This window comes from Methylocaldum sp. GT1TLB, assembly GCF_051027445.1.
Classification (GTDB): domain Bacteria; phylum Pseudomonadota; class Gammaproteobacteria; order Methylococcales; family Methylococcaceae; genus Methylocaldum.
In genome coordinates this window covers 4,797,773-4,812,852 of sequence record NZ_CP194898.1, presented here as the reverse complement: position 1 = coordinate 4,812,852, position 15,080 = coordinate 4,797,773, and the positions used below count along the sequence as shown (strand labels likewise).

The window sequence follows — 15,080 nt, the reverse complement described above, 5'->3', positions numbered from 1 at the left end:
CTCAAGGTTTCGGTTGAATCAAACTGTCGCCGAGTGGATAGCGACGCTTACCCTCTTTTTCCAGATTGACGCCATCACGCATACGATGAACATCGACGTGTGGGAGTTCCGTTCCTTCCTTATACTCACCACCTTTGTCTAAGTAATACTTACGGCCGCTCTCGGGATGAAAATATGAACCTTTGCCGGAAGCCGGATCAACACCGACTTTGTTGAATCCTCGTTCAGTAAGCAGCTGGTCGATTTCTTCAAATGATTTACCTTTGAATGGATTCGCTCCAAGTCCCTTGTTTGCAACCTCCTCCGCAGTATAAACCGAACCCCTCGCATTCGACGTAAAGGGCAAGAACCCCACATCGCTCGGCCTCCAGTTTTCTTCAGGGTTCCCTAAGCTGCTCGGAAATAACATGCCGACCAGTGCCGCTCCGGGACCGGTGGCAAGGGCTCTCGCGCCAGCTTGTAGGATCGGCGTTGCATATCGGGTAATTGCATTTTCGACGATCGGTAGAGACGTCGTTAATCTCGGCAACTGAGCCGCGATGGTCGTCCCAACCAGTGCCGCATTTCCACCCCCGTTCCCCGGATACCCCGAGACATTCGAGCTCGCGATCGGGGCCAACTTCGCCAACCCCAACGGATCGGTAAAACTCACCGGATTGTTCCCGACATACGCATACGGGTTCAGCCCGTCGGCAAAGCCCGCCGGGTCGCGCTGGGTGAAACGGCCGAGGGTCGGGTCGTAATACCGCGCCCGATAGTAGATGAGCCCGGTGGCGTCGGGCTCGCGGCCCGCGTAGCCGTAGCGCGGGAGAGCCCCGCCAGAAAGGGTTTGGCCGAAGGCGGCATAGCGGGCGCTGGCGGTGATCGATCCGGCGGCATCGGTCACCGCCACCACCGAGCCGAGGGCGTCGGCGTGGTAGTAGGCCGTGCCGCCAGCACCGGTCCGGATCAGCGGACGATCGAGCCCCGCGTAGGTGTACAAGGCCTGTGCCTGGGTCCAGGTGTTGCCGTAGTCACTCCAAACTTCCGCCCTGGCATAGACGGAGCGCCGGGGCGTGCCGTCCACGGCGGTCTCGATGCGCCGATCGTGATGATCGTAGGCGTAGGTTTCCGGCGCAATCCCGGTGCCGCTCGCGGCCACCAGCCGCTCCAGGGCGTCGTAGGCCAGGTCGAGCGTCGTGCCTCCGCCGCTCCGCTGAATCAGATTGCCGGTCAAGTCATAGGTGTAGCTCGCCAGGATGGCGCCGGTGTCGGAGCCGCTCCGGATTTCCCGGAGCTGTTGGGCGGCGTCGTAGACGTAGCGCTGGACGCTGCCATCCGGGGCTATCCGCTCGCGCCGGTTGCCGTACGCATCGTAGGCGTAGGCTTCGGCCAAGGTCGCGCCCGCGTTCGTCCGCACTTCCCGCAGCCGGTCAAGGGCATCGTACTGGTAGGTGTAATCGGTCTCCGCCCCGGCGATGGCTTCGAGGTGGCCGGTGCGCCGGCCGAGGGGGTCGTACTGGTAGGTATGATGGCTGACCTCGGTGCCGCCCGCCGCCCGGTTGACGAGTTCCCCGAGGTAACCCTCGGGGGTGTAGCGGTAGAGGGTGCCGTAGCCGTTGGCCATGGTGGTTTCCAAAAGCCGTCCGCCGCCGTCGAACACGAAGTTGACCCGCTCGCCCTCCGGCGCCTGCACGGCACTCAAGCGCCCGACCGCATCGTAGAGGAAATCGCGGCGGTGGCCTTCGCTATCTTCGAGACTGTCGAGGAGTCCGCCGGGGCTATGGCGGTAGGTCAGGGTCTTGGGACCGCGGCTGTCGGTCACCGTGGCGAGGCGATGGGCGGTGTCGTAGGTGTACTGGTAGGTGACCTCCGGCGTTTCTGCGGTCAGTACCTGGCCCAGGGCATCGTAGGTGTACTGGGTGATATGCGGCGCGGGATCGGTGTCGGAAAGCTTGGCGGTCCGCCGGATCAACAACCCATTGCGGGTATGATCGTATTCCCATTCGACCACATGGCCGTTGGGGGACACGCGACGGATGGGGTTGCCGTAGGCATCGTAGGTCCAGCGGGTGGTGTGGCCGTTGGCGTCGGTAGCTTCGATCACCCGGCCGAAGTCGTCGTAGCCGTAGGTCGCCTGGTCCGTCAGAGTTTCGCTGCCGGTGGCCGTGCGATAGCCGGCCCGGATTTTTTGCACATCGCCCAAGGCTGTGTACTGGGTTTCCGTGACCTGGCGGATAGCGGTCAGGCCGAGGGCGTCGTGCACGAGACCGATCGTCTTGACCGGCCGGTTGAGCACGTCGTACTCGGTCAGAGTCTCGCGCCCGCCGTTGTCCACGGTCCGGGTAACGTTGCCGTTTTGGTCGTAGAAGTAGTCGGTATAACGCCCGTCGGGGCCGGTCAGCCGCTTCAGCCGCCCGTTCTGGGTCTGGTCGTAATAGGCGTACTGGGTGACGAGACCGTTGGGATCGGTCACCCGGATGGGCCGTCCGCCGATGTCGTACTCGGTGACGACCGCGTTCCCCTGTTGGTCGAAGGCCCGGGTCGGCCGGTTGAGGGCGTCGTATTCGAACCGGACGCTGTAGCCGTCCGGGTTGGTGATCTTGAGGACGTTGCCGACTTCGTCGTAGGTGAACTGGGTCGCGTGCCCGGCGGTATTGCGGCGGACCACGGGCCGATCGAGGGCATCGTATTCCACGACGTCCTGCTGGAGAAGCCCGTAGACGCCGTTGCCGTCGAAGGCGATCAGGCTGGCGCCGATCGGGTTGCCGTTATTGTCGTAGGCGAAGTCGCGCCATTGCCGGAGGGCATCGGTCGCGCGTGTGATCTGGCCGTCGTCGTTGTAACGCGTCTCGGCCGGGTAGAACCGCGCGTCCACGGCGACGGTCGGACGCCCCAAGGCATCGAAGGCTTGGCTCGCGTTGGTGCATCGGTCGGCTAACGTGGCTTCACCCAGTTGCTGCAAGCCGCAGCGCTTGATCGATGTGGGGTTGAGCGCCGAGGCGTCGTATCCGAACTCGACGTAGGGACCTTCCTGGGTGGTGAAATCCCGCACGCGCTTCGTGCGCGTGAGGTTGCCCGCCCCGTCGTAGGTATGGATCGTCCACGCGGCGATTTGCGCGGGCGTGGGGGTATCGGTATTCACGCCCGCTTTCAAGGCGATGACCTCCGTGCGGTTGCCGCGGGCGTCGTAGCGGTACAGCGTGTAATGGCCGTTGGCGTTCTTGGTCTTGGTCGGCAGGTGGAAGGCGTTGTAGCCTTCGTAGGTTACGGTGCTGCCGTCGGGCAGGGTCATCGTGGTCACGTTGCCCGACGCATCGTAGGCGTACCGGATCGTATTGCCGAGCGCATCGCGCCGCTTCGTCTCGTTGAGGGGGTTGGCCGTATCCTGGTACTCGTAGACCAGCCGCGAGCCGTCCCCTTGCTGGTGCTGGAGCTGTTGCCCCCATTCGTTGAAAAGATAGGTCTGGCTCACTCCGCGCTCGTCGACGGTGGTCGTTTCCCGGCGGAATTTGTTGTACCGGAAGGTGTAGGTATGTCCCTGGCTGTCGGTATGCCGGAAGGTCTTGCCGTTGGCGTAATACTCGAAGCTCATGCCGTTGCCGTTCGGCCGCGTGTAGGTCTTCAGGGCATGATCGAGATTGGTGCCATCGGCGGCGGTGTAATAGGTGTAGGCCGTCGAACTACCGCGACGCCCCGCGACGACCTCCGGGCTTTCGAATTTGACGAGATCGCCGCGGCCGTCATAGGTGTAGCGGAAGGTGCGCCCTGCCCAGTCGGTGATGCGGGTAATATGGCTCCCGCCGTTGTCGTACCAGAACCGAAGCGTGCGCCCGATCCCGTCGACGACGGTGGAGAGATTCGCGCCGCTATAGCCGAAACTCAAGGCATTGTTGTTGCGGTCGACCACGCGAACCAGTTTCGCCGTCTGGCCGGCCGTACCGGGGATGTTCTGGAAATAGAACACCAGCCCGGATTTTTCCTTCAGGCTGTATTCGCCGTTGGCTTCCCGTTTCGCGGTGACGCGGAGACCCGTTTGAGGCGTTAAGGTCGCATTCAACGGCACGCCGCTGGCCGTGCCTGCGACGCTTAAACGGCTCGCCGAGCCCGAGCCGTCGACCCAAATCACCGTGTCGACAGTCCCGTTCGCATTCTCATCGAAGAACTGCAGCTGATGGTTGAAGCTGTGCGTCCAGCCGAAACCCAAGGGGCCGTCCTTGCGGACGTTCGAGTTATAGGTGCGCTCGAATACGATGTCGAGTCCCCCTCGCCCCCGGATGGCCAAGTCCCGCTCCGGATGGTAGAGATTGCCGGAGACCAGGTTGACGGGATCGCCGCCAACGTTTGTTTTTCCGGCTACATAGCCCGTATTGCTGCCCGGTCCGAAATGCGGGGTGTCGATTTTGATGTTGCTGTTAGGGACTGGGCCTACTGTCAGGGACGTCGCAATCGTGGGCGTAAAGACCGATCGAAAGCCGGTGCCCAACGCTTGATCAAAGTAATTGCTAATCGGCCTTGCTAGGGAATAACCGCCTTGGGCCGTGGTGTAATCGCCGGAAATCGTGTAGCTGGTACTAGCCGATTGCAGATTTTGATTACCGTCCAGAGTGGCCTTTTCCGCCACCCACACGGCGCCGGCCCAGCCGTCGTAATTGATCAGGCACCGTGGTAGGGTGATTTTGAAATAGCCTTGCGCAAACAGATTCTTTAAGCTGTTTTTGACAGCAGTTGAATAGTTCAGGTTGATCGGCGAAGTCGCGCAGCCGATATTCAATTGGGTATCGACATCCGCACTGCCCGTCAGGGCCACTACGGGCAGGCCGGTATCATTGGCGAACTGCAGGCCGCGGATGGTGCTGACGGCGTCCACGTGGGCCTGTTCCTGCCAAATGTACGATTCGTAGGCAGAAGCGGAATAACCCGCCAACAAGTAATTGTTGTAATTCGCGGCACCGGTGACGATGTTCCGAGAGCGGAGGCTGCCGCCCGGCACATCGACCAGGAGTCCTTTGCGCGAGACTGCAAAGGGCAGGTCGAACACGTACTCCACCTTCATCGCCGTGGACGTGAGCCCGATGTGATTGCCGCTGTCGCCGGTCTCGCCGTAGAGCCGTCCCACGGTTTTTCCCGCCTCGGTGATGTAGTCCATATATTTCAGCCCGGCAATGTGGAGGTATTCGCCGAGCGTGTCGTCCATCCGAGTGTTGGGATTCGCAGTGGTTTCGACGGCGTCGAGTAGCTTCGCCGAGCGCGCTTCGATCAGGTCGTCGGACGCATGAAAGGCGTAGACCTGAAGCGCATGGTAGTTGTACGCTCCGATGTTCCAGTATTGAACCTGATTGATCGTGACGTTATTGAGCGAAAGACGTATTGTCAGTTGGTTGCTGCGGGTGCAGAAACCCACAGCCGTGCGGGTTCCGGCGGGCGTAATATCCACGCCGTCCCGCCTGAAAACCGGCTGGACCAAGGTCTGCTGATAATTGGAGGTAGTCGCACAAGGCACCTCCATCGCCGTTCCGAACTGCCAGGCCGCGACGTTGCCCGCGGCGGTATTCGATGCGTTGGTTTGCACGAAGGACAGGGTCAATCGGCTCGAAGCGAGTTCGGCCATCGGCCGATTGAGTGTTGGCGCCAAGGCAGTGCCGGATTGATTCAGCACCGTGAACTGGGCAAAGTAGCGGTGGGTATCCGGCAACACCGCGGTTTCGGACTGGCCGCTCCCCCAATCCTTAAAATTCAGGACGTCGTAAGGCAGCGTGCTGGGCAACACGTCGATGTTCCGTTGCAGGATGGCGCCCCGATATCCGCCGCCGTGCACGAGCGATGTCCCCAGCGCCGCTTCCATCTGATCCTTCAGCGCTTCCTGAGGCATGACGGTCGTGCGCTTGCTCAAATACGCGTTGTAGTCGAAGCTGAAGCCTGGAATATCGGCAACGGTCGTGCCGTTCGTGTAGGTCATCTCCTTGAAGCTCGGATCCAGCGGAATCCAATGGAACCCGCTATTGTCGTTGCGCGAGCCGCGGTAATTGCCATAGGGCACGCAGGCTTCGATCCATACGTGGGAAAAGCTAATCCGGCCGGACGGCAGCAGTTCCTTTGGTATCTGCCCAACACCCAACCTGGACCAAGCTCCATTCACAGCCTTTACGCCCAACCAGTCCAGCATACGCGGATCGCTGTATTGGAACGCAACTTCGCCGTAGACATACCGGGCCGGAATCTTGGCGATGCGCAGCAGAGCAATCAACAGCGAAGCTTGATCGGTGGCGTTGCCGGAGCCGCTCACCAAGGTCGCGGAAGCACCTTTCAATGAGCCGAAGTAAGGCTGGAATTCGATCTGGTTCTTGACGTATTCGTAAATCTTGACCGGCGAATACTGCAATTTCTCGGCGAGGGCCAACACGTCCGGATCGTTCAGATTGATTTCCGGCAGGGCGTTGCCGAGATCCGCCGCCTGATAGCCGCAAGCCACCGCTTCGGGCGCCGCGGCCGAAGGCGGGGCGGCTTGAGCCGTGCCTATCCCTAACGCATCCATCAGCTTGTCGACGGACTCGGCCAGCTTCTTCGAATGGCCCGAAGGTTCGACACGAGCCCCGGCATTTCCTATCGGTGCGGCATAGGCAGGCGGAGGGGCGTTCGGGATATCGTCGGTCGTGAGTTTTGTCGGCTCCTGCTGGGTGAAGGTCGGCTGGGGCTGGGTCTGCACCTCAACCGGCGGCGCTTGGAGTTGCTGCAGGAGGCCTTGCAGGGTCGCCAAGGCCTGATGCCGTTCGCCGGCGGTCTGGGCACCGAGTGCGGCGTCCAGAGCGCGATCCAGCCGATCGAAGCGCTCGCGTACCTGTTCCGCGAGCCCCGAATTTTCCAAGCCTCGGCCGGCCAGCCAGCCTTCGATTTCAGAACGGTAGGCACGGAAGCCGTCTCGTTTATGCTCCAACTCCGTCCTTAACTCTGGCTCCCTATCGCTTGGGGCTTGCGCGAGTTCGGTAAGCAACCGTTGGGTATCGCTGTTTTCACTCGCGATGCCTTTCGACCAGTTTTCGGTATCGCCGGGCTCACCGTCCCCAATGTAAGCAGCCGAAATAGTCTCCGCGGCAGAATCGAAATCCGGCATCGCCGCGCCGGTGCGCGGCGAGTATTGCTTCGGTGGCTTGGCCTTTATCGATTCGGCATTCGATGCCGACGTTTCGGAATCGACGGATTTTTCACCACCGGCAAACCAGGTCAAAGCCGCAATCATTACAACGACCAAGATGGCGATGATCGAGAGTCGAAACGTCCCCCACGGCGCTTTATTTTGCATTTGTTATGGTCTCCAAGAACGCATCCGTACACAGCCGCCGGCGAGCGGGGCGCCCCCTGATCGGGGGTGTTCGCCCCGCCGGCTATAGCAGCAGCGTGGAAATGATGCTGATCACGGCCGGCTCGTTGACGACCGGGTTACGCCCGATTTGAACTTCAGCACCGTCGGCCAGATTATCGTGATCGCTGTCGGCCACGTCGGGATCGCTGCCGTGGGTGAATTCCCCGACATTCGAGAGCGCGTCGTTGTCGGGATCGAGCGCGGCGTCGCTCGGATCATAGGGGTTCAGCGCATGGGCCAATTCCCAGACGTTGGGCATGCCGTCCTGATCCGTATCCCAATACGCGGGATAATTGGTCCATTCGATGCTGTCGGGGGTGCCGTCGAGGTCCGTATCGGCGGCAAGCGGATTCAGGCCGTCGCGCAGCTCGAAAAAGCTCGGGACACCGTCGCCGTCCGTGTCCGTTGTCGTGTCGTTCTGGGCGATCACGCGCAAGTAGCCCGGCACCGCCACGGAAATACCTTGGCTGTCCCTGAGGTTCAACACGAAGGGATAGGAACCGGCCGCCGCGGGCGTCCCGGAAAGAGACCAAGGCGCAGCGGCGCTCACCGCGATGCCGGGCGGCAGATGCCCGCCGCCAAGCGACCAGGTGTAGCCGGGCGTGCCGCCGGCCGCCGACAGCGGATAGGAAAAAGCGGCCTCGGCGAGCGCTTCCGTCGCAATCGGGTTGCCGCGCAGCTTAGTGGGATTGGGCGTTGCGGTCAGGCCGTTTTGCGGCAGCAGCTTCCAGCCGTCGGCCTGATTGGGGTCGGTGCCCACCAAGGGTTCGACCGCATCGGGAATGCCGTCGCCGTCGCTGTCGGCCATCACGGTCGGCGGAAAGGTCCGCAAGGCGAGTCCCGTTTCGTAGGCGTCCCCGTTCCAACTGCCGTCGGCCGCTTGCCGATTTTGCAGGAAGGCGGCGGCTTGCGCCAAAGCGGTATCGGTACCGGCCGGCGCGAGTCCGGCGGCCGCAGCCGCCTGCAAGGCCAGATAAGCGGTGGCGGTGGACCGCTCCACGCCGGTGTCGGCGCTATGATCCGCAAAGCTCCCGTCGACTTGCTTTTTGGCGAGCAGCCAGTTGGCGGCGCGCGATACCTGCGAGCCCACACTGGTTTGACCGTCCTGATAGAAATGGCTGAGCGCCACCACGTTCGCCGCCGTCGGGAGGATCGCGGGCGTCTTGTTCACGCCCAGGGAGCCACCCCAGTACGACCAGCCGCTGTCCCCGGCCGGTTGTCCCGAGGTGGTCAGATCGAAATAAGCGGCGGTGGGCGCCGTGACGCCGGCTGAGCGTAAAGCTTCCATTGCCAGCCCGGAATCGGGGAATCCGCCGTCGTACCCGCTATAGGCGCCCCAAATCCCATCGCCGTTACGGAGCGCCAACAAGGCGGCGGTCAGACCCAATTCAGGGGTGTCGATGCCGGCGTTTTCGAGGGCGATCACCTTGCGGGCCAGAGAATCGACGCTGTCGGCCTTTTGATTCGACAGCCAGGCCAGTGCGCGGGCGTAATGGAATCCCTTGTCGGCGCCAGAATTCTTCAAGGCGGCCAAGGCTTCCGCCGTAGCGGCCACCTGGGCCCCGCCCTGCCCCCAACTGCCGTCGCCGTTCTGGTGCTGGATCAACCAGCCGATGGCTTCGGCGCGGTCGAGATCCGGATCGGCGAAGGCCGGGTGATGTATTACTATCGCGAACACCGCTGGACAGGCGATTGTCAAGATCGGTCGTGGTCGCTTATTCATGTCCAATGCTTATCCCCCCTGCCTTCCCCTATCGTTCTTTGCAGTTTGGCTGGTCAGACCGCGCGCGCTCTGCGCACGAGGCTCTTTCAATGTGGTCACCACGTTCTTATAACGTCAGCTAATTTGAGTTAACCCAAATGGCATCAACATTGTTATGGGTGCCGCTATTGCAAGAGGACGAGTAAATCTTGATGCGCTTCCCCGTTGCCGCCGCTAGCGAGAGCTGGGAGATCATCACTTTCTGCGCTTCGCTGGGTGTCCCAGTCGTCGGATAAAGCATGCTAAAAACCGCCAAGTTCTGTCCGACCCATCCACTTACAATCGGACCAATATAGGCTGGACAGTTGTTGACGTTATCGGCGGCCAGTGGATCCAACCAGACATAGAAGGCACCCACAGTAGAGTGTGTTCCCATGACTTTCCCAAACTCTTGCGTCCATCCGGCCGCCCACCCGGATACGGGAATCGACAGCACAACGGCCAGAACGCTGTATAAACCCGATCGAAACGGCGTTTTTGTTACGCGTGGCACAATTGTTCGCTGCATGGCTTGCTCCTGGTTCTTAAAAATTGAAGTCGCCCCCTGCCCCGTTTTCGCAACCATAGAAAATCCGGGAAACGAAGGCTATTCCACTTCGCTCTGCATCGAGCGCTCATGTGTAGATCGTGTCAGCCTAAATCCAGCAAACGCCCCGAAGCCCAGAACATGGGCTATCAAATCTCGAACATCCGCCCGCCTACAGCGCGCACATCAGTTGGCGAAAAACGAACGACCTTAGCCAAGGGCTTAACCGGCGAATAGGAGGGGGCGACGCGGTGTCATCATGGCCATTCCGGACGATGCCTATGGCGCACCCGAACAGTCTGCCTCAGAGTCGGGTTTTTGTTTTCGTCTGAAATCCGAATAAAGGCTCGATCAAGCCCCCAGCGGCTCTCGTACTTGCGCGCAAGTTTGACGGCTGTAACTCAAGCGTGACAAGTCAGCCAAAGCTGAAAAATATGTAAGCCTTAGCGGACGGATGTTGAGGTGTGAATAATTGAAGTGCTCACGCCATTACGGGTTTAGAGCGTTTTCCATCCCGGTGTACGGATTCGTGCCAGGAGGGGAGAACGTAGGTCGGCAATCCCTTGCCGACAAAGCCCTTCGCCGAGCCGATACGTCGGCAAGGGATTGCCGACCTACATATCCGAATCCCTTACACCGATTCGGAAAACGGGCTAGCCAGAGAGGGGGGACACGAGGGCGTAAGAAAGGGCATGCGCAACGGCTTTCAGATCCACACCGCTAAACTGTGGTGAAAAATGCTCAAGGCACTCGTTGATGTGGTCGGCGAATCCGCTTACGAGATCGCTGCCTTATGTAAGCTGTCGAGAAACGAGCCACATCTCAGGCGTCGGCAAAGGATTGCCGACCTACGCCTTTCCAGAAATGAAACACATCCGTCGGGGAAGGATTATCGACCTTCGGCACTGCCTCCAGCGGATTTATCGAGGATAGCGGCCGATCAATCACAGGGAATGAGAGCCGGGGATAACCCCGCTGCGCCCTTCGCATCCGCGGACTTCAAAATGTCGTCCAGGTCCGATGCTGGACGAGTCCATGGAATCCGAACCCAATAAGCCTCATTTCGCACCTGGCGGGGCACTACCTCGGTAATGATGCCCTGTTCCGTGAATGTCTTCTGAGCCTGCTCGGCTCGGTTTCTGGTTTTAAAAAGACCAAGGGATATCGCGCCTTGCAAAGCGCCCTTGTCGAACAGCCAAAGGTCGGTTACTCCTTTCTCGAGCAGCATCTTCCGGTTCGCCTTGGCGGTATCCAGATCGTGAGCCTTGGGAAACAGCACCCACCAACCGTCGGTCAGATCCGAAGGTTTTTTGATAAGGCTAGCCTGATCGGACTCAGGCTTAACCAGATTCAAGACTTCGCGCGCCCGCGTCTCGTCCGTAATCGGGCCCCACTGAAAACAGCCCGATTCCACGGCCCGTGTCGACAACATGGGCGGCGTTTCGGTAGGTACTTCCGATTTCTGGACCGGCTCCGATTCGACAGCCGGTGTCGCCCCCTTGATCTGTTCCGGCTTAGCCTCGGTCGTGGACACCTCGGCCAAAACCAGGTCAGGGGCTTTTTCGGGCGACCCAGTGCGCTCGCTGAGCAAAGCTATTTGTTCCACGGCATGGGGGAGCCGCAATTCCTGATAGGACGACGCACTACTGACTCCCCGCCCGAGTATGCTGCTTTCCCACAGGAAAAATACGACGTTCGCCAGAATCAGACTATAAAAAGCATACTTCATGAAACGCTTCTCGCGATGCGGAGCAATCCCCGCAAAATCAGATCCGGAACAACCTTACACGGGCCGTCGAGTTTGTCGGCAATCCTATCCGCATCGCCGCCGGTAATGACCAAATCGGGTACATGCCCCAATTCTTTCTCCGCTTTTCCGACCGATCTCTCGATCAGTCCCGCGCAAGCGGCTAATACTCCGCCTTCTACGGCTGCGGCTGTGCTCCGCCCTAAAACCTCGGGATCGCCGCAGTCGATTTCTCCGATGCCCTTCGTTTCCAGCGCCAACGCCCGTTTCATCATCGCCAAGCCGGGCGCGATGAGGCCGCCGAGATGCCGGCCTTGCGCATCAAGTACGTCGAAGGTCAACGCGGTACCACAGTCGGCGACACAGACCGGCCCCTTGCTGAACTCCCGCACGGCAATCAGACTCACCCAACGGTCGACCCCTAGCTTTTCCGGCTTTTCGTAACCGTTCACCACACCGTAGCCTCGATCGGCCGGTTTGACGAAGTTTGGCGAAACTCCCCAGCGTCTTTGCGTCCAGGCCGTTGCGATGTGTTCCGCCTCGCCGCCGACAACGTTACAGATATATATGCGGCGCTGTATGGGCAGAGTCAGCCAGTGGCGGTCGAATGACTCTTCTAGCGATTCGCCAGCCGAAGGGAAAGATTCGCCCGAAACAATCCGATTGTCTTGCGCGATTCCCCATTTCACTCGGCTGTTGCCGATGTCGACCAGAAGCCGCATGACAGTCTCCGGCTCAGCCGGCGATCCGGAGCCGCACATCACCGGATGCGAACTCGCGGCGTTTCCCGTCCTTGCACACCACGACCAGCAACCCTTCTCCGGTAACATCCGCAACTGTGCCGGCGGTTTCCGCATCGCCCTGACGGACGACCACCTCGCGCCCGGTCAGATGATGATAGCGACGCCATTCAGCAAGATAGGGCCCAAGTCCGGTGTGCCGATAATCGTTCAGCAAAGGCAAAAGCTCGCTCAGAATCGAGGCGGCCAGGCGGTTTCTCGAGGGAGCCGATGCGCCGGCCACCGTGGCAAGATCGACCCACGCCTGATCTATCCCGCGCCCCACGACGGGGGGAATGTAGCGGTTCAGCCCCAAGCCCACGATCACGGCGCATCCGCCATGGGCTTCCCCGGCGACCTCCAGCAAGATCCCCCCCAATTTGCGATCTTCCCACAAGATGTCGTTCGGCCACTTGAGTCCGACCCCAATGATCCCCATACGGTCCAGGGCCCGAATCACGGCCACCCCGACAGCCAGGCTAAGGCCTGCCACGAGGGAGTGATCGTCGAAACGCCACAAGACCGACAGATAAATATTTGCTCCCAAGGGCGAAAGCCAGGAACGACCTATTCGTCCCTTGCCGGCCGTCTGCGTTTCCGCGAGGCATACCGCCCCCGAGGGAGCACCTTTCGCAGCGAGGCGCATCAAATGCGTATTTGTCGAATCGATCTCGTCGCAGATGTCGAGACCGCCGAGCAGCCGGCCGGCGCTCGGACTCAACGAGGATTGGATGACTGTTTCGCTGAGCAATTCAACGGGCTGGGTCACCCGGTAGCCTTTGCCCGGCAAGGCAGCGATTTCAATCCCACGGTATTGCAGAGCACGAACGGCTTTCCAGACTGCCGTTCTGCTGATACCGAGGCGACTCGCCAGTTCCGTTCCGGAGTGAAAGCCATTATCGGACAGCAAATGAAGCAGGGTCTTAGTCAGCGCATCGTACTGCATGAATAAAGCGGGGCGCGGAAGCGCTTATTCCGATGGCTGTTTCTTGTTTCTAAGCTGCTGCAGCTGCCGTCTGACGACGTGGCGAATCAGTAGCTCCCGATCGCTGTCGCGCAAGCCGACGAAATCCACGGAAATTTGGTAAGGCAGCTCGGAATCGGGCCCGTTCTTTTTGCAATAAACGATACGACCGTACGCAGTTAACCCGATCAGATCAGGCGGCAAGACCATCTTGATTTCCAGCACTTTACCTGGAGCATAGGGCTTTTCCACATCGAAGGATAAACCGGAAGCGCTGAGGCTAACACCTTGAGTGGTCTGCTCCGGCAAGTTGGCCTCGTAGCTCAGGAAGGCCCGGGCGATGAGATCGATTTTGCGCTCCAGAACCTTCAAGAAATCGCCGATTTCCGGAGTGTCTTTTTCTATTCGCCGCAGCAGCTTTCGGGACTCCTGAGTCAGTAAATCCAGGCTGGCTGAAAGGGCGAAAGAATCCAAGGGAAAGTCCCGCGGACTTCGGTTATCAGGAATCTCATCAGGCGCTATTTCCCTGAAAAAAAGAATAATCTCGTCTTCTATCCGAAAATATCGCCTGCGCTCCTTTTCCGCGTCCCTGCCACTCATCGGTTCCGTCCCCTCGTCATGATCCGCTTGGTGGTCGACCATAAAACTCATCCGATAGTAACTAAGTCTTATCCAGAGCCGCCTTATCTAAAACCTTCAGCCGTTCCAATTTTTCCGCGATCTTGATTTCCAGCCCTCTCGAAACCGGCTTGTAGTATGCACGGGGCGGAAACCCTTCGGGGAAATAATTTTCACCCGCCGCATACGCTTCGGGTTCATCATGAGCGTAACGGTAATGCTTTCCGTAATCGAGTTCCTTCATCAAGCGCGTGGGGGCGTTGCGAAGATGAGTCGGCACTTCCAAACTGCCGGTTTTGGCAGCATCGGCACGAGCCGTATTATAGGCGACGTATACCGCATTGCTCTTGGGGGCACAAGCGAGATACAGAACCGCTTGAGCCAGGGCCAGTTCGCCTTCCGGGCTGCCGAGACGCTCCTGAGCATCCCAGGCGTTCAGGGACAGCTCCAGCGCGCGCGGGTCCGCATTGCCGATATCCTCGCTGGCGATACGGACGATGCGGCGTGCGAGATAAAGCGGATCGCAGCCGCCGTCCAGCATGCGGCACAGCCAGTACAAGGCCGCGTCCGGAGCGCTGCCCCGCACCGATTTGTGCAGCGCGGAAATCTGGTTATAAAAATCCTCGCCCTGCTTGTCGAATCGCCGGTTTCCGCCGCCGGCGAGCACTTCCCGTGCGATGTCCGGGGTGATTTTGTCTTGTCCCACTTCCAACAGATCGAGAGTGATCTCCAGCAGACTCAGGACTTTTCGAGCATCACCGTCGGCCGCCTTGGCGTACCAGCAGCGAAGCTCCTCGGGAAATCCGAGGTCCGGCCGGCCGACGCCTCGTTCGCCATCCCGCAAGGCCCGCTCGATAAGGTCGAGCAAATCGTCTTCCGACAAGGACTTCAACAGGTAAACACGAGCACGCGAAAGCAAGGCGTTGTTCAGCTCGAAGGACGGATTCTCGGTCGTGGCGCCGATGAAATAGATGGTGCCGTCTTCCACATGGGGCAGAAAGGCATCCTGCTGGGATTTATTGAAACGGTGCACTTCGTCCACGAATAGAATGGTACGGCGATTATGGTCGGTCAAAAGCCGCTTCGCCTCGGCCACCGCTTCTCGGATTTCCTTGACGCCCGCCAGTACCGCCGAGATCGGCAGGAATTCCGCGTCGGCGTGACGGGCGACGATCCGCGCCAAGGTCGTCTTGCCGGTGCCGGGCGGCCCCCAGAAAATCATCGAATGAAGCTTGCCGGCCTTGATGGCCTCATAAAGAGGCTTGCCGGGCGATATCAAATGCCGCTGGCCGATATACTCGTCCAGGCAGCGGGGCCGCATCCGGTCGGCCAGAGGTCTCTGAAG

At 60.1% G+C, this 15,080-nt stretch carries 8 protein-coding genes; all 8 read right to left on the bottom strand.

Annotated features, from left to right (window positions below; all coding sequences use genetic code 11):
- Nucleotide 1: 1 nt before the first annotated feature.
- The 8 genes from ACR2R1_RS21260 to ACR2R1_RS21225 all read right to left on the bottom strand — a co-directional run bounded on the left by ACR2R1_RS21260 (nucleotide 2) and on the right by ACR2R1_RS21225 (nucleotide 15,056).
- Nucleotides 2-7,279: an RHS repeat-associated core domain-containing protein gene (locus ACR2R1_RS21260; protein ID WP_434111822.1), complete on the bottom strand. Its 7,278-nt coding sequence runs from the start codon at nucleotides 7,277-7,279 to the stop codon at nucleotides 2-4.
- An 82-nt stretch (nucleotides 7,280-7,361) separates the two neighbouring features.
- Nucleotides 7,362-9,062: a putative Ig domain-containing protein gene (locus ACR2R1_RS21255; RefSeq protein WP_434111820.1), complete on the bottom strand. Its 1,701-nt coding sequence runs from the start codon at nucleotides 9,060-9,062 to the stop codon at nucleotides 7,362-7,364.
- A gap of 118 nt (nucleotides 9,063-9,180) precedes the next feature.
- Nucleotides 9,181-9,666: a hypothetical protein gene (locus ACR2R1_RS21250; protein ID WP_434111818.1), complete on the bottom strand. Its 486-nt coding sequence runs from the start codon at nucleotides 9,664-9,666 to the stop codon at nucleotides 9,181-9,183.
- Between the two features lie 901 nt (nucleotides 9,667-10,567).
- Nucleotides 10,568-11,356 (bottom strand): hypothetical protein, encoded by a 789-nt coding sequence (locus ACR2R1_RS21245; RefSeq protein WP_434111816.1) that lies wholly within the window; start codon nucleotides 11,354-11,356, stop codon nucleotides 10,568-10,570.
- Entirely contained in the window at nucleotides 11,353-12,096 is a 744-nt protein-coding gene (locus tag ACR2R1_RS21240; protein ID WP_168183761.1) for a type III pantothenate kinase, read from the bottom strand. The genes ACR2R1_RS21245 and ACR2R1_RS21240 overlap by 4 nt, the downstream gene beginning before the upstream one ends.
- Nucleotides 12,097-12,109: 13 nt before the next feature.
- A complete protein-coding gene (locus ACR2R1_RS21235) occupies nucleotides 12,110-13,099 on the bottom strand; it encodes a biotin--[acetyl-CoA-carboxylase] ligase (RefSeq protein WP_434111814.1) in 990 nt (329 codons plus the stop codon).
- 24 nt (nucleotides 13,100-13,123) lie between these two features.
- Nucleotides 13,124-13,759 carry a PilZ domain-containing protein gene (locus tag ACR2R1_RS21230; protein ID WP_434111812.1) on the bottom strand — a complete coding sequence of 212 codons (636 nt, stop codon included), beginning with the start codon at nucleotides 13,757-13,759 and terminating at the stop codon, nucleotides 13,124-13,126.
- Between the two features lie 19 nt (nucleotides 13,760-13,778).
- Nucleotides 13,779-15,056, bottom strand: a complete 1,278-nt coding sequence (locus ACR2R1_RS21225; protein WP_434114289.1) for a replication-associated recombination protein A — start codon at nucleotides 15,054-15,056, stop codon at nucleotides 13,779-13,781.
- Nucleotides 15,057-15,080: the final 24 nt, after the last annotated feature.